Source organism: Alicyclobacillus herbarius DSM 13609, from assembly GCF_000430585.1.
Classification (GTDB): Bacteria; Bacillota; Bacilli; order Alicyclobacillales; family Alicyclobacillaceae; genus Alicyclobacillus_G; species Alicyclobacillus_G herbarius.
On sequence record NZ_AUMH01000021.1, the window covers coordinates 12,703 to 35,567 of the forward strand.

Genomic DNA, 22,865 nt, shown 5'->3' on the forward strand with positions numbered 1-22,865 from the left:
ATAGCGTCACCGTGGCGTTCTTTTTTGTGGTAGACTGTACATACTTGGAGGGGGGAACGGGATGGACGAAGCAACGAGGCAATACCTTGACCAAGCGTTCGCGAAACAAGACGAGCGTATGAACGAAATGTTCGCGAAGCAAGACGAGCGTATGAACGAGATGTTTACGAAGCAGGACGAACGTATCGACGAGATGTTCGCAAAACAAAACGAGCGTATGAACGAAATGTTTGCGAAGCAGGACAAACGCATCGACGAGATGTTCGCAAAACAGAACAAACGCATCGAAGACATGCTTGCAAGGTTCGCTCGTGACATTCTTCAGCACGTAGACAAGCGCCTACAGGACATGGATAACCGAATGGAAGCGGGATTCACGGACTTACGACGCCAGATTAGGGGACTGAAGTCGGAACAAACCTACATGAAAGCTCGGATCTTCGACATCGAACGTGCCCTAGACGAAAAGAGCGAACGGGCGTAACCGTCAACTTGTACTCGCAACTCTACCCACCTTTTACGTTCTTCTATCGTAAAAATAGCCACATGCGTGCATTTTTATCTTGCTGATGGTGGCCTGCCCCAGCAGGCATGGAATCTAATTTCGCCCTCAATTTGTAACCGTCAAACCAGACACGCATTCAACTTCATCGGGTACACTGCCGAACTTCTTGGCAAGAAAACCCCACCACATTTCGCGGCGGGGCTGATTCGTATGGGGCTATTTCCTAGTGAAGGCGCCGTATCGTACCATACCGTTCGAACTACGCTTCGCGAATCCAGACCGTCATCTCGCCGGGCTCGCGGTTGGCCCAAGCGTAATACGGGATAGCGCGCAGTTGCGTCTGAATCCGCCCCGTAGGCGCATACGAGTACAGGGCATCCGTCGCCGGAGCGTCACTGCGATAACCCACCGCCTTCAGGGTGACCACACCGCCGAGAAGATCCGGCTGGTACTCTGCGGTGACCTCCGACCCCCGCGGTAGCGTGATGTCGCGCAGGTTTGCGCCGTTGTCCGCCTCCTCCAGGCAATACACGATGGGCCCGTACTGTAGCGCCACCCGGCCGGCGTCTTCACGCAGCTCCGGATGCGGAAAGATGCGCAGGGGCTGCATGGGCAACTCCAGTTCTACCACGTCGCCCGGCGTCCAAGTCCGGCTCAGATGCGCGTAGCCGTCCCGCATGGTAGTCGCCAGGTCCACCACTTCTCCGTTTACACGTACCGCCGGATTCGCACACCACCCCGGCAGACGTAGCGCCAGCGTGAACGCGGCCGGATCGTCCATTTGGATGGTGAAGCGAACACGCCCCTGCCACGGCAGCTCCGACTCCTGTTTCACGGTCACCGATTGTCCGGCTAGCTCCGCGGTCACGGTCGATCCGATGTATAAATGGGCATACAGGGTGTCCTTCGCGGCGTCGGTGGTATAGACGTACTGCCCCAAAGAAGCGATAAGACGAGCGATGTTGGGCGGACAGCAGGCGCACCCAAACCAGCCCTGCCGCTCGCGCTTGACGCTGTGCATATCCGCACGGTAGTCGCAGGCCGCGGGCCAAACCTCGAGCGGGTTGACGTAGAAATAGCGCCGGCCGTCCAGGGACATGCCGGATAGGACGCCGTTGAACAGCGCCCGTTCCATCACATCAGCGTACTCGCGCCGTGGATCGGCCTGGAGCATGCGCTGGGCAAAGAACACCAACCCGATGGCCGCGCACGTCTCGGTGTAGGCCGTGTCGTTCGGGAGGTCGTAATCCTTCGTGAACGCCTCTCCGTTATCCGCGGACGATCCGATGCCCCCTGTCACATACAGCTTCTTCTGTACAACGCTCTGCCAGAGCCGGCGGCAGGCCGCTAGCAGCGATTCATCCCCCGTCTCCATAGCCACGTCCGCCACCGCCGTGTAGAAGTACATCGCCCGCACCGCGTGGCCGATGGCTTCTGTCTGCTCTCGGATGGGCAGGTGTGATTGCGAGTACTCGAATCCAAAACGAAACGGCTCTGTCTCGCCCCGCTTTTCCGCCTCGATTTGGAAATAGTGCGGCTGCTGGCCGCGTTCCTCGACAAAATACAGGGCCAGGTCCAGGTACTTCTTCTCACCGGTGGTGCGGTACAGCTTGACCAGCGCCAGCTCGATTTCCTCGTGGCCTGGGTAGCCAGGAATCTGTCCTGGCCCATGGCCGAACACTTGATGGATGTAATCGGCAAACCGGCAGGCAATATCGAGCAGCGCACGTTTCCCCGTCGCCTCGTAGTACGCTACCGCCGCCTCAATAAGGTGACCCGCGCAGTACAGCTCGTGGTCATCGCGCAAATTGGTCCACCGCTTGTCGGGCTTGGTTAGGGTATAGTGCGTGTTCAGGTAGCCGTCCGGTTGCTGCGCCCGGGCGAGCAGATCGATGACCTCGTCCGCTTTGCGTTCCAGCTCCTGGTCCCGCTCGTTAGCCAGCGTATGGCCAACCGCCTCCAGCCACTTGTACAAGTCGCTGTCCTGGAACACCATCCCGTAATACTCGCCCTCCGCCTCGCCGGCGACGATACGGAAGTTCTCGATAGTGTGGCTGGGTTCCACGCCCGGCACCTGGTCATTGAGGGCTTGCCACTGATACGGAATCACGACATCCCGAACAAGCTTTTGCTTGGGGGACCAGAACGGATCGTGAATGCGGACGGAAACGGGGGTGTGGGTCTTCACGTCTGTCATGTTTTCGCCTCCTGGCCAAGAATCCAAGGTCAACTAGTTTGCAATCGTTAGCCCTTTACGGAACCACTGGTCATGCCTGCAGTAATGTAACGCTGCGAAACCAAGAGTAGGAACGCTGCCGGAATCGAGGCCAAGACGGCGGCGGCCATCATCTCGTTCCAAGATTGACTGTACTGACTGATATACGAGTATAGGCTTACGGTAATCGGTTGGATGGAGTTTTCCGTCATCATCGTGACTGCGAACAAGAAGTCACCCCACCCAAACAGGAACGCAAACAGGCCTGCGGTGATTAACGCAGATTTACTGATGGGCAGAATTACGTTGGCAAAGGTACGTATCTCGCCTGCCCCGTCCACCAAAGCCGCTTCCGAGATATCCTTTGGAATGGATTCCATAAAGGCCCGGAGAATCAGGATATTGAACGGAATACAGAACGAGCAATCGGCCAGGATGAGACCGAAGTAGTTGTTCAACAAACCAACCTTGTTGAACAGAATAAAGAGCGCGTTGGCCAGCGAGACACCCGGGATCATCTGCGAAATCAACAAGCCGACAATCAAGATGCTTGCTCCACGCAGACGAAAGTGGGTAATCGCGTAAGCCGCCGGTGCTGCGACGAAAAGAGAGAGCAGGGTTGTTCCCCCGGCAACGATTAAGCTCGTCAGGAGATGCGGCAACTGTGTCGTAAACACGTGCGCATAAGTAAGGAATTTCGGCGTTGGCGGGAAGAAATACGGCGGGTCATGGAAAATCTGTTCATTGGTCTCTAAGGACGAAATAATCGTCCAATAGAGAGGGAACAACATGACCGCAGTCACCAACAGAGCCAGAATGGTCAGGTGAATCTTTTTCTTCATCAACCTCAGTTCACCTCCGACTGGCGCGTGGCCCGCATGTAGATAAAGCAGAAAATCAAGGAAATGGCTATCATGATGTTCCCGACGGCAGCACCCTGACCAAACTGCATGTTCTGGAAGGAGAGGTCATACGACCAGGTAGACAGAATCTGAGACGCATTCGCAGGACCGCCGCCCGTCAACACCATAATCACGTCAAACACCTTCAACGTGTAAATCAGCCCCAGCATGAGGACAATCGCGATGACCGATTTCAAGGATGGAATCGTGATGCGCCAAAACTGTTGCCATTTATTACACCCGTCGAGAGCTGCTGCTTCATAGAGCTCTTCCGGGATGTTTTGCAAACCGCTGTGGTAGAGCACCATATTAAAGGGAATGCCAACCCAAATGTTGGTGATGATCACCGATATCAACGCCAGATTCGGCGACACAAGCCAGCCTAACGGAGAATGTATGATGTGCAGGTGCATTAGTACTGCGTTCAGCACCCCATGGTTTTGATCGAAGATCCATTTAAAGGCGGTTCCAGACACGATGAGTGGTAACAACCACGGAATCAACATGAGCGTGCGCAAGAGGCGGCTCAATGGAAACTTTCGATTGAACAGTAGGGCTAATGCCATACCAATGATCGACTGAAAGACGATGGAGCCGACAACGAACTCAATCGTGTTAATGAGCGTTTTGCCCATCACAGGCATATGAAAGAGCTGAACATAGTTTTGAAACCCGATAAAGGGCGCATCTCCGTTAATCGAAGCTGCAGTGTAATTCTTAAAGCTCATCACGAGGTTGTAAATGACCGGCACGAGAAAGATGCCAAGCAGATAGACAACAGCCGGAAGCAAGAACAAGAGACGTATTCCAGTGTTTCTTCTTATCTTCCGTGCTCGTGTCCGATCCGCAGTCCGAACCTCACTCGTCGACGCCGCGCCCCCGTATCGCAATGTGGACATCGGGTCACCTTCTTTTAGCAGTAGAATTCAATCGTTATCCAGGGATCACCCGCAGCCTTGCCCGGGTGATCCTCCGGCAGGGGTTTAATTAGCCGAGTATCGACTTGATCTGCGTCTCAGCCTGCTTAGCTGCCTGTGCTGGTGTCTGTTCACCGGTCAACGCTTGCTGAATGGCCGTCGTCACAGCGTCCGTGACATTTGGCAGCTTATCGCGCAAGCCGCTCGTTAAGGCTTTGGACGATTCCAGCTGCTTGGCAAACACGGCATAGTCTTTATTTTCCTGCTCAAATTCAGTCAACGCCGATTTCCGAGCTGGGATATAACCCATCGCTTCGTCAAACTTTAACAACGTTTCTTTCTGCTGAGTCCACTGGATGAACGTCCAAGCAGCTTTCTGCTGTTCCGGTGTAGCGTTTGAGGTGATAGTCCAGTCTTCACCACCGATTGGGCTGATGGGCGTCTGTCCTGCCTTGGGTGTCGGGAGCGGAACCACGCCGTAGTCGATCTTGGTTTGTTTCAACGGCGGAATTTCCCACGGCCCCATCACCATCATGGCTGCCCGACCAGCTGCGAACTCGTTATAAACCTCGGTTTGACTGAAGTTGACGACCGACTTGGACGCTCCGCCTGTTTTCACAAGGTTCGTCCAGAGCTGGAGCGCCTGAACGGCCTGTGGTGAATCAAAGTGGGCGTAGTTGCCGCCGTTCGTCCACAGAAATGGAGCGAATTGCCATGTCGCCTGTTCGTCCTTTGGAGCTGAAAAAGCCAGGCCGTACGTTGACGAGGACTTGAGCTTTTGGGCAACTTTCAACAGTTCGTCCCAAGTCTTCGGCGGTGATACGTGCGCTTTGGCAAACAGGGACTTGTTATAGAACAAGGCAAGGTCGTTGGTTCCCAGCGGTAGGCCGTACAATTCGCCATTGTAAGTTACCGTCGACAGAGGTCCACTCAAGTATTGGGACTTGTCAACACTCCCGACCCTAGAAAACGGTATGATTGCTCCCGCAGACACCATGGTCGGGATGTTCAAGTTGTCTGTAACCAAGATCGTCGGCAGCGTATGCGTGGTGGCTTCCTGCAGCGATTTCGGCAGCAATTGCTCATACGGAACTGGATTCCGTTCAATCTTAATGTTCGGATGGGTCTTCTCAAATTCTTTGATGAGATTGTCCATCCCTTTGGAACCCTTACTGTCCGTGAAATAATCCATCTCAGTGATTTTCACAACTTTGCTCGAGCCGGACGTATCTTGCGTGGCATTCGTCCCGGAGTTGGTCCCGCCGCACCCAGCCAAGGCAATTGGGACACCAGCAGCTAACATCAGTGCAGACAAACGACGCATCTTTTGCATGTACACTTGCCCCCATTCAGGTCGTCGTTAAGTAAAACGTTTGCGAAATCGCTTTCCTAAAGCTTCCAGCCTACAAACTTATTTGGGTATCGACGGAGAAGCACCGCTTAAACGTTACCTTCCGTTAAACTCGATTAGACCAACAGAAGATTGGTTAGCAATTATCGGTCCCACCTCCATATTTGTACGAACATATGACGCTACCTGGAATGTAGGTAATGTGAGGTGAAAAGTAGCCCAATCACCGATTGTGGTACGCTTACATTGATAATAGCCGGTACATAGCTAAGAGTCAATCATTTTGTACGGACAAATATATTTTTCATTCGATCATGGTTCGTACATTGATGTGTACCATCAGGTTTATTCGTAGAGATGGATTGAACCGTCCAACAGCGCCATGATATTTAGCTGCATTTTCCCGAATATTAGTCACAACAATGCCCATGACGTCCTATTGCTTGAATCGCCATGGGCCGACTGGTGCAAGACCGAATATGGTTTTCTAATGGGAACGCTTACCACTTCACCAACCGAATCACGTTCCACGAGGCCGCCTGCAGTTCGGCCTGGAGGGTCTCACCGTCCTGCACCGTCTGCTGCGACTTGGTGGGCACTACGTTGTTCGGATTGTCACTGGTGTTCGTCGCCTTCAAATCGTCGTGGCGCAATACCAGGTGCTCGGCCACCCGGTAGCCTGCAAAGCTGCCCAGACGACACTCTAGTGGAAGCGACTCTTCGAGGTTACGGTTCACCGCAAACAACGTGACCTCATCCTGCTCCGGATTCCAGACCGCTACCGCATCCACGTATGGCACATCCGTGAAGTCCTTGCTGTCGTACTTAGGGCTGTCCACCAGCGTGTGCAGGACCGTTCCCCGGCCGTACACCGAGGCGTGCAGGTATGGATAGAAAATCGTCTGTTTCCATGCCGCACCGCCATTCTCCGTCATGATGGGGGCGATGACGTTGACCAACTGCGCGAGGCAGGCCATCTTCACCCGGTCGGCGTGCTTGAGCAGAGTGATGAGCATAGCACCCACCAACAGGGCATCCTCCATCGTGTAGATGTCCTCCAACAGCGGCGGCGCCACCGTCCACGGGGTAATCTGCTTATCCGCCTCGTTCGAGTGGAACCACACGTTCCACTCGTCAAAGGAGAGATACATCGTCTTCTTGCTACGCTTCTTCGCCTTGATGTAATCGCAGGTGGCGACCACCGTCTTGATGAACTCGTCCATGTCCAGCGACTGGGCCAGGAAGTTCAGGGTGTCCCCGTCGCGGTTGCCATAGTACGTATGCATAGAGATGTAGTCCACGTGCTCATAGGTGTGGTCGAGGACAATGCGTTCCCACTCGGGGAAGGTGGCCATGTGCCGGTTGGAGCTGCCGCAGGCCACCAGTTCCAAATTGGGGTCGACCAACTTCATCGCCTTCGCCGTCTCGACAGCCAGACGGCCATACTCGTCCGCCGTCTTGTGGCCAATCTGCCACGGACCATCCATCTCGTTACCCAGGCACCAGACCCTGATGTTATGCGGGTTGCGATAGCCGTGGGCGATGCGCAAATCACTCCAATACGATCCGGACGGGTGATTACAATACTCGACGAGGTTGCGGGCGGCATCGATGCCACGCGTTCCCAGGTTGACGGCCATCATGACTTCCGTATTCACCAGACGCGCCCAGTCAACAAACTCGTTCGTACCCACCCGGTTCGGTTCCGTGGAACGCCAGGCGAGATCGAGCCGCGCCGGACGCTGTTCCACCGGACCCACGCCGTCCTCCCAGTTGTATCCAGACACAAAATTCCCACCGGGGTAACGGACAATCGGAACCTTCAGCTCGCGTACCAGGTCGGCCACGTCCTGACGGAACCCTTGCTCGTTGGCGGTCGGGTGTCCGGGCTCATAGATACCACCATAGACGGCACGACCAAGGTGCTCGATGAACGAGCCATAAATGCGTGGGTCGACGTCGGCCAGTTTGTAATGGGAATCGAGGGTAATCGTCGCCTTGCATTTGACCACACTACCCACTCCTTTTCAATTACTGAAGTTTGAATTACTGAAGAGATTTATAATTCATTCTATAGAAACCGTTTACATGTGTCGAGGACAGAGACGAAGGGCGCTATCTAGAGAACTATCCCTGAGACGTCCCAGTTCCAACTGGAAGACTACTCTCCCCATTAACTTTTCTCGTTGATGTACGTTTGACCAGTTGCGACTCTAATACATAATCACCCGCACCACGGTCCATGGAATTGGCATGCTGCAGCGCCTCTAACATAAACCGGGCAGCAGTATAACCCATTTCCGTCTTCGGATGCGTCATAGTCGTTAAAGGAACCTCCGCCATGCTGGCTAAAGGAGCATCGTCAAAGCCGACGAGGGATATATCTTCTGGTACTCGGATTCCGTGCCGAACGAGTGCGGCGAGTAGCTCAAAAGCAATTTCATCGTTGTAACATACTAACGCTTCTGGACGGGATTCCGGCGAAGTAGATAGGATACGCTGCACAAAACTCTCAAGAACGTCGCGGCGGGTTTCTGTTTCATACATACTAATAAACCGCGACGTCGGTAGTACCCCTTTGGCTTTCAGCGCCTTCAGAAAGCCCCGCATGCGGAATTTGCCCTGAATGTCGTCCGACTTGAATAAGCCACCAATGCGGCGGTGGCCGAGGTCCAACAGGTGTGTGGTTAGCTCCTGAGCCGCCCCGACATCGTCAATGCGGATGGTAGGTGTACACAGTTCGAGATACGAAGCGTGGAGCATGACCATCGGGATGTTTCGCTCCAAGATTTGTAGGTACAAGTCCAGGTTGGGATTGGCGAGCGCGCTCTTGGTGGGCTCGACAATCAATCCGTCCACCTGAGTATCCAAAATGCGGCGCAGGGCGTCGCGTTCCCGCGAGAAATCATTTGAAGTGCTGAACAGCAGGACCGAATAGCCGGCCTGGCTCAACTCCTGTTCAATCCCGCGAATGATATGAGGGAAAATGTAATCGTTGATGTAGGTTGTGAGTACGCCAATCATCCGCGTGGGCTGTGTGTCGCGAGAGACATGCGGCTGCGCGACAAACGTACCACGCCCCTGGACGCGGGTCACCAAGCCGGCGGCGGTCAGGGATGATATCGCCTGGCGAATGGTGTGGCGGCTTACCTGAAACTCCTCAGCCAGCTCGATTTCCGTGGGCAGTTGGTCTCCAGGCTGAAAGCGCCCATCCTGTATCCACTCACGTATGGTGTCGCTCACCTGCAGATGCTTCGATGTCTTCTTGTTGTTCTCCACAAACTGCCCCTCCCTGGCCAAGTTATCGATTCATGACCTGTTACCGCAAGGTCCAATTGCCGCCCAATCCCTAACTACCCGTCACACCGACAGTACGTCCGCACGCGGCTCATCGTACCTCTCCAACGATACCAACCAAATTTGAATCCCCTTATTCTACCCCAACACCGCTTGTACGGCCCAGTCCATCCGGCCCTGACCGGCCAGAAAGTCGAAAATGGTGTACCTATCGCGCAGCTCCCAGGCGTGCTGGAACGTCTCGCGCAGGATGGTCGTGTCCACCTGGAGCCGCTCGCCGGCGTCCGCCAAGCCCATGATGGAGAGCGCCTCCTCCACCTGCGGGAACCAGCCAAACTCCGGCTGTAAGGCGGCGTGAATCGCGTTTAGGCGCCAGCGGGTCCAGCGTTCGTGATTCTCCGCCAGCCACTTGGCCTTGCGCTGCTGCGCGGCCTCCACCGTCTCGGCACCCTCGCCGTAGAAGGAGGTAACCCACTCGTGCCAGGCGACGTCGAGACGCCGTGGCTTGGGTTCGACGAGCGTATCCAGCTCAGTCAGCCGTCGGTAGAAGCGCATCATCCACGGGGTCGCGTACCCAACCTGGTGGCCGTGCGAAGCGTGGGCACGCCGGCCCTTATAGGCCAACAGGTCCCAGTAGTGAGACAGGTGGTGCTCACTGCCACTGCAAGGGCGAGAGTTGCCGACCATCGCCATGGCCACCCCCGCGTTGACGAGCCCCAGGAACAGCGCCTCCACCGCCCCCGCGTCCCGCTCGCGCAGCTTTGCAGCCGACTCAATGCACGCCTTCAGCGGTTTTTGCACCAGTTCGTATGCGGCTGGGCAAAACGGCTCGTCGTACAGATAGTGCGCCAGCTTCCAGTCCAGGAGCGAAATCGTCTTGCCGACCAAGTCGCCAAACCCGGCTTGAATCAGCTCCCAGGGAGCGGCCGCGAGGACGGACGGATCGGCAAAAATGGCTTTCGCCGTGTGCGCCGGCAGGGTGGTTTTCAGGCCGTCAAACTGGAGCGCCGCCACGCTCGAGGCGTAGCCGTCCATGGACGGCGCGGTGGCCACGATGATGTACGGCCGCTGCTCGGCAAAGCTGGCGTAGCGCGTAATATCGTTGATGACCCCGCTACCGACCGCAACCAGGATATCCGCATGGGTCTCCTCGATGCGTTGGCGGACCTGGTTAATCTGGGGCCTGTCTGGCAGTAGGTCATGCGCCTCGGAAAACACGTGGCGATGGACCTGGCGTGTATCCGTGGCAAGGACCTGCTCCACTGCGGCACCGAGGATGGCGTGGGTGTTCACGTCGCTGACGACCAGCCAGTTTTTTGCCGCCTGCGATCCCGCATACGCAACGAGGCGCGACAACATATCCAAGCCAATGACCAATTGCTCAATCGGCACTTCATGGGTCTGGCCGCAAGCGCACTTCACCGGACGGCCCATCCAGGCTTCGGCTGCAAGCATGCAAATCCCTCCCTATTCCGCGTCTCGCACCAAGGGCAATAGGTCAGCAAACGTATGGATAATGACGTCCGCCTCGGTCAACTCAGCGGGTTTGTGGAAGCCGCCGTAATCGCAGCCGACGACAAACAGGTCATTTTGCTTGCCCGCCTCCACGTCGGATTGGCGATCTCCGACCATCCAGGCCGACGTAATATCGTGGTGCTCAAGCAAAAGCCGTACCAATTCCACCTTGGAGGCGGTTTTGTACTCACCAGCGCTGTAAATACCTGTAAACCACGGAGCGATCCCGGTGGCGGCAAGGACATCCTTGACGTACGCCTCGAGCCCGTTGCTGGCCACAAACAGCTGGCAACCCAAGTCAACCAGCCCCTGCAGCGTCTCCGCCACACCGGGGTAAAGCTGACCTTCCCCCTGCTTAAGCCCGTTCAACTGGTGCTGAAGCAAAAGCACATCAGCGCGCCGCCGCGTGGCCGAGTCCGCTTCCGGCATCACGTTTTGCCAGATCTCGTCCAAGAGGAGACCGAGGCTGCCGAGGAACCGCTCAACGGGCGGTGTCGGCCCCTGCCAGAGACCTTCCTTGCGCAGATCGGCAAACGTGCGCTCGTAGGCAGGCACCGACAGGGTCTCCGTCTGAAATAAGGTACCGTCCAAATCAAACAACAAGGCCGCTGGCCGCTTCGTCACTGAGAGAGCCAAGCCATCACATCCTCTGCTCTTGCTGTGTCACCGGGGCCCAGGCCCGCCGGATTGCGCAAGCCCCCGCGCTGTCCTCCGCATAGGGAGCCCGTGCCGAAGACGGAGCCGGCAGCAGAAGGAGCCCGTCGGTATCCAGGCCGTCTGCCGCCATTCCGGGCGGATCGCCCAGTGAAATGGGCCGCTCGGGTTGCGCCTAGCGCTGGCCGTAATAGGCGTTTTTGCCGTGTTTGCGCAGGTAGTGCTTGTCAAGCAGACTCTGCTGCATCGGCGCCAGGTTTGGATTGAGCGCGAGCGCGTGGTACGCCAGCTTGGCGACCTCCTCCAGGACCACCGCGTTGTGCACGGCGTCGGCCGCATCCTTACCCCAGCAAAACGGCGCGTGGCTGCGGACAAGCACACCCGGCATAGATAAAGGGTCAGTGTCGCCGAGAGTTTCAACAATCACGCGTCCGGTCTCGTACTCGTAGTCGCCGCCGATTTCATCGTCGGTCATCGCCCGCGTGCACGGGATGCTTCCATAGTAATAATCGGCGTGGGTGGTGCCGAGCGCCGGAATCGGCTTGCCGGCCTGCGCCCATACGGTTCCCCAAGGCGAGTGAGTGTGAACGATGCCGCCAATCGTCGGCAACGACTTGTAGAGCAAAGCGTGGGTAGGGGTGTCCGAGGAGGGGCGCAGGTGACCTTCCACCACTTCACCTTCCAGGTTGCACACCACCATGTCCTCTGCCTTCAACTCTTCGTACGGTACGCCGCTCGGTTTGATGACGAACAGGCCGCTTTCTCGGTCAATGCCGCTAACGTTACCCCACGTGAATTTTACCAGTTGGTGCTTGGGCAGTTGAAGGTTGGCCTCAAGCACCGCTTGCTTCAGCTGTTCCAGCATGTCATCCGCCTCCAAAGGGAAACTTGTGAAATTCCGGCCGGGGAGTACCCGGCCGGTCGAATTGGTGCGGATTTACCGCGTATCTAACTCTAGCAACGGGCCTCTACTCGCGCTCAATGCTTTCAGGCCACTTTCTTCAAGCCCACTTCGTTATACCAGCTTCCAGGCGGCGTCGTCCAGGCGCAGGCGCGTGCGCAGCTCGAGCGGGTTGGTGTCCTTGTCGATGGTCACGCACTCGATGCCGAGGATGTCGGCAAAGTCCTGCACCTGCTCGGCCGTAACCTCGTAGGAGAACACCGTGTGGTGCGCGCCGCCCGCGTAAATCCAGGCCTCCGCAGCGCTGGCCAAAGACGGCTCTGGTCGCCAGAGGACGCGTGCCACCGGCAGGTTGGGCATGTCGTGCGGCACCGGCACCGCCTCCACCTCGTTTTGCACCAGCCGGAAGCGATGGCCCAAGTCGACCACCGAGACAGCCACCGCGCGGCCCGCGCGGCCATTGAAGACCAGCCGGGCGGGATCGGCCTTGTGGCCCATGAGCAGCGGGTGCACCTCCAAGCGCGGCTTGTCGGCCGCGATGGTCGGGCAGACCTCAAGCATGTGCGCGCCCAGGAGCAGCTCGTTGCCCGGCTCCAGGTGATAGGTGTAATCTTCCATGAACGAGGTGCCCTTGAGGTCCGCCATGACCTTGAACACGCGCAACAGAGCCGCCGTCTTCCAGTCGCCCTCGCCGCCAAACCCGTAACCGTCGGCCATCAGCCGCTGCGCCGCCAGACCGGGCAGCTGGGTCATGCCGTGCAGGTCCTCAAAGGTGGTGGTAAACGCCTCGTAACCGCCGGCGTCGAGGAACCGGCGCAGGCCGAGTTCAATCTGCGCCTGCTCGCGCACGCGCTGCCACTTCTCCGCGTCGTCCGCCACCCAAGATGGGATCTCGTACAGCTCGCGGTACTCGCCAAGCAGCCGCTCCACCTCGGCGTCAGAGACCTCCTGGATGACATCGACCAAATCGCCGATGCCGTAGCCGTCCACCGTCCAGCCGAAGCGGATCTGCGCCTCCACCTTGTCGCCTTCGGTGACCGCCACGTCGCGCATGTTGTCGCCAAAGCGCGCTACCTTCAAGCCCTGGCTCAGGCGGTGCGCGGCCGCCACGCGCATCCAGGCGCCGATGCGCGACTGTACCGTCTCGTCAGCAAAGTGGCCGACAACCACCTTGCGCGCCACCTTCAGGCGCGCGGCCATAAACCCGTACTCCCGATCCCCGTGGGCGGACTGGTTGAGGTTCATAAAGTCCATATCAATCGCAGACCACGGAATGTCACGGTTGAACTGCGTATGCAGGTGCAGAATTGGACGCTGGCAGCTAAGCAGCCCGGCAATCCACATCTTCGCCGGCGAGAACGTGTGCATCCAGGTGATGATTCCCGCGCAGGACGCATCCCGGTTGGCCTCAAGGATAAGTGAATGGATTTCCTCGGCCGTCGCCACAACCGGTTTTTGCACCAGTTCAAACGGAAGTTTGCCGCCCGCGTTCAACGCGCGCACCATCTCTTCGCTATGCGCCGCCACCTGGCGCAGCGCCTCCTCGCCATAGAGGTGCTGGCTGCCCGTCACAAACCAAAATTGATAGCTCGCTTTGCGCATGTTTTTCTCCTCCTGTTGTCCAGCGCAGGGTCACTTGGCCGCTTGCAAGCGAATGGACTTCAACTCATGCATCAGGCGGACGTTGTCCTGGCCAAAGTAGGTGTAAAGCTCCTTGTACAGCTGGTAAATCCGGTTGTACTTCGCGTGCGCCTCCGGATTCGGCTCGTAGCGGCGAGCTACCGGAGCCGCCAGGGCGTCGCTCGCCTCTTCAATCGTATCGAACCCGCCGTTTTTCGATCCGGCCGCCACCGCGCCAAACATGGCGGCGCCGCGGGCGGGCACCTCGCGTGAGTCGCGGACGATGACGGGCAGGCCCATCACATCAGCGTATATCTGCATCAACAGAGGGCTCTTGTGGGCCAGTCCACCGCAGGCGACGAGCTCATGGAACGGGATGCCGTGCTCGCCGAAGTTCTCGACGATGCGTCGAGTGCCAAAGGCGGTCGACTCAAGCAGCGCGCGGTACACCTCCGCCGGAGTCGTGGCCAGGGTGTATCCAATGACTAAGCCGGTCAGGTGGGCGTCCGCCAGGATGCTGCGGTTCCCGTTCCACCAGTCGAGCGCAATCAACCCGTTCTCCCCGATGGCCAACTCCTTGGCCTGCGCCTCAAGGTGCTCATAAATGGAGACGCCCGCCTCTTCCGCCGCGGCTAACTCACGCGGGGGCACGTGGTGTTTGACAAACCACTCGAACATGTCGCCCACCGCCGCCTGTCCGGCCTCGTAACCATAGCGGCCAGGTAATACACCATCCTTGACGACGCCGGTGATGCCCGGCAGTCGCACCTCCTCATCCGTGACGGCCAGGTGGCAGATGGAGGTGCCCATCACCATCACGAACGATCCGGGCGCCTTCACGCCGACCGGCGGGACCGACACCATGGCATCGACGTTGCCGACCGCCACCGCCACCTGTGGCGAGAGGCCCAGTTTTTCCGCCACCTCCGGCCGAATGTAACCAGCCGTTGTGCCAAGCGGATAAAACTCGTGGCCCAGTTTCGCGAACGGATCGACAAATTCAGGGTTGAGCGCGGTGAAGAAATCGCCGGACGGGAATCCTTCATCCGGCGACCACATCGCCTTGTAGCCGGCGGTGCAGCTGTTGCGCCGAAGCCTGCCGGTCAGGTGCCAGACAATCCAGTCGGTGGCCTCGACGAAGGCCGCACAGGCGTTGTACACCTCTCGGTCTTGCTCGAATACCTCGAGGAGTTTCGGGAAGTACCACTCGGACGAGATGCGCCCGCCGTAGCGGGAAAGGAACGATTCGCCGCGGGCCGTCGCCAACTCGTTGATGCGGTCGGCGATGGGCTGGGCAGCGTGGTGCTTCCACAGCTTGGGCCAGGCGTGGGGGCGGTTCTGCCACTCCGGCAAAAGGCACAGCGGCGTGCCGTCGGCCGTCACCGGCAGTACGGTGCAGGACGTAAAGTCGATGCCAAGCCCAACCACCTCACGCCCGGAGACACCGGTCAGTTTCAGGACGTCCGGAATCCCCTGATAGAGGACGTCCAGGTAATCCTGAGGGTGTTCCAGGGCCCAGTCAGGGGCGAGATCGACGCCGCTGTCCGGCAGGGCGTCGTCAATCACCCCGTGCCGATATGGCACCACCGAAACCGCCTCTTCGCGGGCGGTCTCGAGGTTGAGCAGCAGGACGCGCCCAGACTGGGTTCCATAATCAATACCAATCGCGTATGGCAACGTGCGTTCACCTACCTGTTCTACGGTTACTATTACGTGCATCCGTAACGCATGAATTCGATAACCATGAAACACGCAGCGAAACATGCAACGCCGCGGAGCGAAGTGCGAGGGGGCAAATCAGCCGAAAGGAAAGCGGATTCCCAAAAGGCAATTTGTCCGTACAATAAACACGAACGCGTTCCAAGACGGCGTACATCTACTATGTATTTTGAGGGGATAAGGGATGGATGTCAATATATTTGTACGTACATTTTAGGATAGGGAAGACTATCAATGAACAACGAGCAATATCGGATGGGGAGTTTTCGGGCCGAAGCCACAGAGTGCAGCGTGTTGTCTCGCCTATTCCTTGAGACCCATCGGCGCCCCAGCGCGGGTCTAAGACGCCGATTCGACGCGCGTATTTCAATCAGACTTTGCGATGAGTATGGGATTGTACCGGTACAAGCGTACCGTCCAAAACCACCTCTTCCTGCGCCCGGCGGAGAACCAGGTTTTCATCGCCCGGCATCAGCGGCCAGCCCTTGCGGAGCACGTAGCGCAGCCACGATCCAGCCATCCACGACGTCATCAGCGCGAGCATGACGAGTATGGCAAAAAAGTCTTGATTGATGATGCCGAGCGAAAAAGCGACCGACGAGAGGACAATGCCCGGTCCGCCGCGCGCGTTCATCGCGGCCGCGAAGTTGAAGCTGGTCCGTTTATCGGTCTTGACCAGGCGGCAGGTGACATATACCACCACGCTCTGAACAATCGTAGCAAAGATGAGATAGAGGATAAAGAACCCGACACTGAAATGTTTGGCCAGGTTGAGCTGCAACCCGACGATGGCAAAGTAGAGTGGGATAAAGAACGCGAAGGAGATGCCGCTAATACCGGTCTCCAAGCGCTTGTACAGGGATTCGGGCAGAGCAAACTTGGTCGCGATACCGGCCAGAAGTGCCCCATACATGACATCGACCTTCAGGTACCCGGCGATGTCCGCCAAGGCGAACAGGATGACCAGAAAGTACCCGAGAAAGGACGCCCGAAACAAGAAATTGGCCCGCTTGGAAGTGATGCGGCGCAGTCCCCACGGCACCACTACGATGCATACGGCGAGAAAAGCAAAGGTGATGATGAGACTCTTGGATACCGTCCAGGGATCGATGTGGCCTGTACCCGCGGATACCATGCCGGAGGCGATGGCCAAGGCCACCCAGAGGATGAGGTCGTGCACCCCGGCGATAGCGACGACGATTTTGGCAAACCGGGAGTGCATGATGCCAAGGTCTGAGAAGATTTTGGCGATGACCGGAATGGACGTAACTGCGATGGAAATTGCCACGACAATCTTGAGCGCGATCACATTGTGCGCGGGTCCAAGAAATTGCGCTGGGTTGAACAGGTAGGTCGACAACCAACCGACGATGAACGGAATGACGGTCGATCCGATGATAATCGCGATGCCGATTTTTACGTCCGTTTTGGCAAAGCGGGACTGGAACTTCAGTCCGGCCGTGTACAAAAGCAGAATCATCCCCAACTGATAGACGAGCCCAAACAAATCACTCTCCGATGAAAAACCGAGGAACAGCCAGTGGAACGCTTGCGGGAACAGGAATCCGAGACAAGTGGGACCGAGCAAAAGTCCGCCTGCCACCTCCCCGATGACTCGTGGCACCGCGAGTTTTTCCGCGACATAGCCGAGCACATTGGCGGCCGCCAAGAGCACGACCAACGCAGACAAAAAGCGCACAAAGTCCGCCGCTGCTAAACTGAACATCCGCGTGTCCCCCCACGTTCATTTTCGCGCCTGGCCAGGCAAACGTGAGATAGACTATGCGTGGGGAGACAACGACGGACAAGGCGGTTGTCCGGGGTGGGACAAACACCACCTGGGTTTGCGCGAAAATTCCGCGTTTGCGCCGCCTGCGGGAGGCCTGCGCTGTTCCGTTTGCGCGGCCTACGGGCGCCCTTCGATTCCGATGGGGCGTGCCGATCGACACGTGCGCTGTGAGGATACAGCGCGCCGGTCGTTGGCCCTGCCGGAATGCGAAAAAGGAAAAATGGCCCCTGCAGCAGCCCGTCCATAGGCCGCCGCAGGAGCCATCATCCTTCGCGAGGAGGTTGTGGTGAGCTCCATCACCGATGGAATTGGTGTATGCCACATCATAGCACGCAGGAACTGAAGCGGTCACCCGCACGGGCCTAATTTGGCGCAGTCCCCCGATTCGACCATTCAAGTTCACAACTATCCGCGCAACCATCCGCGCGTCCTCTTGTCACAGACGAGCCCTTTCCGATACAATTAGTCTTGCTTGCCTGCGCACCGTGAACCCATGCAACACGCACACCATTCGGAGTCACCCGCTGAGTGGATTGAACGTGATCGCGTTCGTGATCAAGGAGAGAACGCACTAGTGAACAGGTCCAAAGGCTGGATAGAATCAGAAATCAGCAAGGCCCTGACCAAATGGGAAAAAGACTATCTCGGCCGGGGCTCTGTGTCGGTGAAAACCGACATTTTGCGGGACCTCATCATTGTGTCCCTGCAGGGGATCCTCAGTTCAGCGGAATATGCCCTATGCGAATCCCGCGAGGGCATGCTGTCGGTGAAACGCAACCGTACGAGCCTGGTGGAATCCGGCATCGAGGATCTGAAACAAATCATCGGGCAGATCACCGGCGAAGAGGTCAGGAGTTTTTACACCGACCTGAGCACGCGTACGGGCGAACGCATCATGGTATTCCGACTCAACGACAACTTGGAAAAGAAACTGACCAATGGAGATACCCGAGAATAAGTGGCCACCTGCTGCTGGGTGTCCTTCAAAACACCCCCATGTGGGTGCGTTGAAGGATAACCGGCAACGGGTAACCGCACGGGAGTTCTGAAGACCATCCGCAAGATGGGATGAAGAGAAACCGGCGAGGGCCCATCGCGTACTGCCTTCTCGGCGCTTTGCGCCAATGAGGGCGGTGCCGAGTGGACCGCGCCGGTTTTTTATTGTGCCGGTTTTATGGTTCAGCTCGCGGGCTGCGCGTTTACATGCCCCGCACACGCTTTTCAGGGCAGGATTTTGGGAGAGGGGGAACGAGAATGCAGCAAGCAGTTCTTGTGGCCTGGTTGGGGGCTTGGGCGGTCGTGTTGACCAGCGCAATGGTACTCGTGTCCCCCCGCGTGCCACAGCGTTGGGTGAACCCGCACGTTCGCCTGCTCTGGTTGCCAGTCGCCGTGTCATTGGCAGGCGTCAGCGCCACCGATTCGGCGACGGTATGGGGGCCGTGGCGCGCCGACAGGTTGGGATGGTTCATGGCATTGTACATCTCCCTCCTAAGCGTGATCATACAAACCTTTTCCGTACGTTACCTGCATGGGGATCGCGCGTACCGGGGTTACTTCGCGGGGTTGACATGGGTGACCGGCGCGGCGACCGTCACGTGGATGAGCGATAACCTGGCGGTGTTCGCCTGTGGCTGGACGCTCATGGGCGCCTGCCTCACCGCGTTGGTGGCACTGAAACGTGAATGGGCCCCCGCGCGGGCAGTCGCCGTACTGTGCGCGAAACGGTTTCTCCTTAGCGCAGCGGCGGTCGGAACAGCAGCGCTGTGGCTCGGGATAGTGAGCGGCTCCTGGAGGATGTCGATCGCGCTCGCCCACGCGCCGCAAATCGCCCTCTGGGAGCGGGTGGGCATAAGCGGGCTGCTCATCCTGGCCGCTCTGATTCAGGCCGGTGGCTGGCCCTTTCAGCGCTGGTTGATGGAGTCGGCGGTGACGCCCACTCCGGTGTCGGCCGTCATGCACGCCGGTTTGGTGAACGCAGGCGGACTGCTGTTGACCCGCACAGCGCCGCTGTTTGACAGGAGTGGTATGGGGCCGCACGTGGCCCTGCTGGTGCTGGCCTGGGTGTCCGTGCTCCTGGGCACGGGCATCCTGCTCGTGCACGTGGACTACAAACGGCAGCTGGTGGCATCGACGATGGCGCAAATGGGCCTGATGCTCTGCCAATGCGCCCTCGGCGCTTACGACGCTGCCGTCGTCCACCTGGTCTTGCATGGCTTTTTCAAAGCGACCCTCTTTTTGCGATCCGGATCCGTAGTACCGCGACCCCAACGGCGAACGGCCGCATCGGCCGCTCGACCGGGCTCGTGGCTGGTATTTGGTTTCGTCCTGGCGGTGGTCTTGGGCGGCGCGTATTGGGCCATTGCGCCCGGTGAACCGGCCCGCCTCCTCAGCGCACTGTTCCTCGGCGCCGGCGCGATGCTCGGATGGCGGCAGCTGTTCGCCGTCCGGGAAGGCCGGTGGTTGGGCGTCGGCGCCATCATCCTGGCCGTCCTGGCGGCCGAAGGCGTTCGCACGTGGCTGACCGGGTTTGTCCGCGACGCCTTATCGACTGCGTGGGCCCCGCCGGATGCCCTGCCGGTCTTCGCCTTCCTGCTGTTTGCTGGCGGTGCGCTCGGTTTCGCACTGCTCAGCGCCCGGCCGGGATCGCGGGCGTTTGCGCGCCTGTATATGTGGTTGGTGCACTTCGGCGAACCACGGTTGGAAGCCATGGAACCCCATCCGCGCTATCTGGCGACCTATGTGAAGGAGGGGAGCCTTTGATGAGTAAAACCGTACTTACCCTGGAACGAGTCGAACGGGACCATGTCGCGATATGGAACGAACGGGATGGCGCCTCCATCCAGGAACAGGTCCGGCGGGCAGCCGACGCCATCGCGCCCGTTTGGCCCCTGTCGACCTTCATCGCCCGCCATCCGTGGCCGAACTTGGAACACCTGCCTTTCGCCGCGGTGGCGGAGACGCTTTACGAGACCCAAGGGACTTTCTTGTATCCATCACCCGCCGTTGTGAGCGCCGCGCTGGAGCGTGGCGAAATCCAGCGTGATCTGGCCGAGCAACGGCTGGTGCGATGGCTCGACAAGCAGCCCCTGCCCATGCCGCGGCCACAGGCGGAGCGGCTGTGTCGGGCCCTGCTTTGGAGTGTGGATGGGTCGTTGGAAGCGACCGACGAGGGGTCGGCGGAGGCCGCCTCTCCAGAACTCCTCCGGCTGGCCGAAGACGCGGTTCAAAGCGGCATCGCGCCTGACCGTGAGCCCGTGCGAAAGCCTGTGAGCGCTAAACTGAAAACGTTGGGTGCACGGTTGGACCAACAGATGATCAAATGGTGCAAACTCTTTTTGGACGAAGGCGAGGCACTGTGGCGCTTGCCAGGCCGCGAGGGCGGCTTGTACCGTGCCTGGCGCTACCTGGTCTCGGTCGATCCCGCCCTGAGCAAAGAGGAACGGGAGCGGCTCGACGGTTGGCCGCAGGAGGCCACGGAGGGACTGTTGCAGGCGCTCGACAAGTTGGGCGTGACAGAAGATGTGGAGGCGTATCTCCGGGCGCACCTGCTCGCGCTGCCCGGTTGGGGCGGGATGTTGTGGTGGCACTCGCAGCAAGCGGGCCTCGACACGGCATGGCTGCTCGAATACCTGGCCGTCCGTCTGTCCCTGGAGTGGGCGCTTTGCGCGCCGTATCTGCCCCTCCTCGATGCCCTACGCGAACCGGCAGATACCGCAGCGAACGCGGTGCTACCGCTTTTACACGCGTGGTGCCGCTGGGGCGGGATTACGCCGAAGGCCTGGCGGGACTTGCATCCGGAGGCGAAGCGGGCTGGCCTCGCGTGGATCGATCGATTCGTACGGATCGACCGTTGGCACATCTGGTTGGAGGCGTGGGAAGAGACGTATGAAGCGCACCTCCGGGAGTCCCTGTGCACCCATTCGAGCGCGGAGCCGGCGCAACCGGCGGTGGCGCAACTGCTGTTTTGCATCGACGTCCGATCCGATGCCTTCCGCCGCCACATCGAACAATCCGGTCCCTTTGAAACGTACGGGTGTGCCGGCTTCTTCAACCTTCCCATCCGCACGCGAGCGCTGGACAGCGTGTACGCCCATCCGTCGTGCCCGCCCATCGTGGCACCAGAGGTGGAGGTCCGCGAGTCCGCCGCCGATGCGGAGTCGGTCATGGCATACCGTCAGCGGCGTAACGCCGCCCGGTTCGTGGGCCGGATGTTCAAGAAGACGAAGCAACACGTATTGGCGAGCTTGGCCTTGCCTGAACTCAGCGGGCCGTGGCTCGGCATGAGCACGCTGCTGCGGACGGTGGCACCGTCTGGAACCGGTCGCCTCCTGCGTCTCGCGGATGAGCTGGTGGAACAGAAGCCACCCACGCGCTTGTCGCTGTTTCGCGCATCGTCGGCCAGGGACGCGACCGCCAGGGACGTGACCACCGGGGCGTCGGGCGTTCCGGTGGGAATGACCGCCCGAGAAATGGTGGACGCTGTGGGCGGGCTATTACGCTCCGTCGGCCTGACGTCGTTTGCTCCTTTGGTTGTGGTCTGCGGCCACGAAAGTCAGACCGTGAACAATCCGCACGCGGCCGCCCTCGACTGCGGCGCCTGCGGCGGTGCGGCCGGGAGCTTCAACGCCCGCGTGTTCGCCGCCCTGTGCAATCTGCCAGAGGTGCGCGACGGGCTCGCTCGGGAGGGAATATGTATTCCGGAAGACACCGTCTTCGTGGCAGCCGAACACGTGACGACCACGGATGAACTGCGATGGCTCGATATCCCGGATCTGCCTCACGCAGCAAGAGATGCAAAGGCGATGCTCACCCGTGCGCTGCAGGAAGCGCGCTGGCATACAAACGTCGAGCGAATGGAAAAGCTTCCACACGCCAGTTCGGTGTTAAACCCTGTCCGCGAAATGAACCGCCGCGCCACCGATTGGAGTGAAATTCGCCCGGAGTGGGGATTGGCAGGTAACGCCAGCTTCGTCATCGGAAGCCGGCGCTTGACCGCGTCCGCCGAGCTTCACGGACGGGCATTTCTCCACAGCTACGACTGGCGCGTTGACCCGGACGGGGATTGCCTGGCCTCCATCATCGGCGGCCCAGTCACCGTGGCTCAGTGGATCAACCTGCAGTACTACGCGTCCACCGTCGCCCCGCACGTGCATGGCAGTGGGAATAAAGCCACCCAAACCGTGACCGGTGGCATCGGAGTGATGCAAGGCAACAGCAGTGACCTCCTGACCGGGCTACCATGGCAGTCCGTGGCCGCGTCGGATGGGGTGCTGTTTCACCGGCCGCTCCGACTGCTCGTCGTCATCGAGGCGCCGCGGGCGCACATCGAACGCCTGCTCCGGCACGATCCAGAGTTCTGCCTCAAGGTGAAGAATGGATGGCTGCGCTTGGCCTCCATCGATCCCGAGAGCAACTCCTGGATCACCTGGGAACCGGATAGGGTGGACGCCCTGCTCGTCCATGCGGTGTAACGCCCGGAA

16 protein-coding genes and 1 riboswitch are annotated in these 22,865 nt (G+C 58.9%); of the genes, 4 read left to right on the top strand and 12 right to left on the bottom strand.

The annotated features are described in order from the left end of the window. Nucleotides 1-61 precede the first annotated feature (61 nt). Entirely contained in the window at nt 62-484 is a 423-nt protein-coding gene (locus H522_RS0113760) for a hypothetical protein (protein WP_026962774.1), read from the top strand. 280 nt (nt 485-764) lie between these two features. Here H522_RS0113760 and H522_RS0113765 read toward each other — a convergent pair whose 3' ends face one another. From H522_RS0113765 to H522_RS0113820, 12 genes are all read right to left on the bottom strand, one after another. Continuing rightward, on the bottom strand, nt 765-2,702 hold the full coding sequence (locus H522_RS0113765; protein WP_026962775.1) for a glycoside hydrolase family 127 protein: 1,938 nt from the start codon (nt 2,700-2,702) through the stop codon (nt 765-767). Nucleotides 2,703-2,749: 47 nt separating this feature from the next. Continuing rightward, nucleotides 2,750-3,562: a carbohydrate ABC transporter permease gene (locus H522_RS0113770; protein WP_026962776.1), complete on the bottom strand. Its 813-nt coding sequence runs from the start codon at nt 3,560-3,562 to the stop codon at nt 2,750-2,752. A 5-nt stretch (nt 3,563-3,567) separates the two neighbouring features. Continuing rightward, nucleotides 3,568-4,521, bottom strand: coding sequence for a carbohydrate ABC transporter permease (locus H522_RS0113775; protein ID WP_051344283.1), 954 nt, complete (start codon nt 4,519-4,521; stop codon nt 3,568-3,570). An 88-nt stretch (nt 4,522-4,609) separates the two neighbouring features. Beyond that, the gene (locus tag H522_RS0113780) at nt 4,610-5,872 is read right to left on the bottom strand and encodes a sugar ABC transporter substrate-binding protein (protein WP_026962778.1); all 1,263 of its coding nucleotides are present in this window, start codon (nt 5,870-5,872) and stop codon (nt 4,610-4,612) included. 518 nt (nt 5,873-6,390) lie between these two features. Continuing rightward, nucleotides 6,391-7,902 (bottom strand): arabinosylfuranosidase ArfA, encoded by a 1,512-nt coding sequence (arfA, locus tag H522_RS0113785; RefSeq protein ID WP_035454047.1) that lies wholly within the window; start codon nt 7,900-7,902, stop codon nt 6,391-6,393. 115 nt (nt 7,903-8,017) lie between these two features. Continuing rightward, nucleotides 8,018-9,169, bottom strand: a complete 1,152-nt coding sequence (locus H522_RS19510; protein ID WP_051344284.1) for a GntR family transcriptional regulator — start codon at nt 9,167-9,169, stop codon at nt 8,018-8,020. Nucleotides 9,170-9,325: 156 nt separating this feature from the next. Then, nucleotides 9,326-10,642: a sn-glycerol-1-phosphate dehydrogenase gene (locus H522_RS20670; RefSeq protein WP_026962780.1), complete on the bottom strand. Its 1,317-nt coding sequence runs from the start codon at nt 10,640-10,642 to the stop codon at nt 9,326-9,328. Nucleotides 10,643-10,654: 12 nt separating this feature from the next. Beyond that, nucleotides 10,655-11,338, bottom strand: a complete 684-nt coding sequence (locus H522_RS0113800; RefSeq protein WP_026962781.1) for an HAD family hydrolase — start codon at nt 11,336-11,338, stop codon at nt 10,655-10,657. Between the two features lie 193 nt (nt 11,339-11,531). Further along, on the bottom strand, nt 11,532-12,221 hold the full coding sequence (gene araD / locus H522_RS0113805) for an L-ribulose-5-phosphate 4-epimerase (protein ID WP_026962782.1): 690 nt from the start codon (nt 12,219-12,221) through the stop codon (nt 11,532-11,534). A 150-nt stretch (nt 12,222-12,371) separates the two neighbouring features. Beyond that, a complete protein-coding gene (gene araA / locus H522_RS0113810; RefSeq protein WP_026962783.1) occupies nt 12,372-13,859 on the bottom strand; it encodes an L-arabinose isomerase in 1,488 nt (495 codons plus the stop codon). Nucleotides 13,860-13,889: 30 nt separating this feature from the next. Next, entirely contained in the window at nt 13,890-15,596 is a 1,707-nt protein-coding gene (locus H522_RS0113815; protein WP_051344290.1) for a ribulokinase, read from the bottom strand. A gap of 370 nt (nt 15,597-15,966) precedes the next feature. Next, nucleotides 15,967-17,322 (bottom strand): cation:proton antiporter, encoded by a 1,356-nt coding sequence (locus H522_RS0113820; RefSeq protein ID WP_026962785.1) that lies wholly within the window; start codon nt 17,320-17,322, stop codon nt 15,967-15,969. A gap of 310 nt (nt 17,323-17,632) precedes the next feature. Beyond that, nucleotides 17,633-17,695: riboswitch (Fluoride riboswitch) on the bottom strand. Between the two features lie 264 nt (nt 17,696-17,959). Here H522_RS0113820 and H522_RS0113825 point away from each other — a divergent pair. The 3 genes from H522_RS0113825 to H522_RS0113835 all read left to right on the top strand — a co-directional run bounded on the left by H522_RS0113825 (nt 17,960) and on the right by H522_RS0113835 (nt 22,856). Beyond that, complete coding sequence (locus H522_RS0113825) at nt 17,960-18,343, top strand: Na-translocating system protein MpsC family protein (protein WP_026962786.1); 384 nt, start codon at nt 17,960-17,962, stop codon at nt 18,341-18,343. Between the two features lie 296 nt (nt 18,344-18,639). Next, complete coding sequence (locus H522_RS0113830) at nt 18,640-20,145, top strand: NADH dehydrogenase subunit 5 (protein ID WP_026962787.1); 1,506 nt, start codon at nt 18,640-18,642, stop codon at nt 20,143-20,145. Further along, nucleotides 20,145-22,856 (top strand): DUF2309 domain-containing protein, encoded by a 2,712-nt coding sequence (locus H522_RS0113835; protein WP_026962788.1) that lies wholly within the window; start codon nt 20,145-20,147, stop codon nt 22,854-22,856. The genes H522_RS0113830 and H522_RS0113835 overlap by 1 nt, the downstream gene beginning before the upstream one ends. The last annotated feature ends 9 nt before the right edge of the window (nt 22,857-22,865 follow it).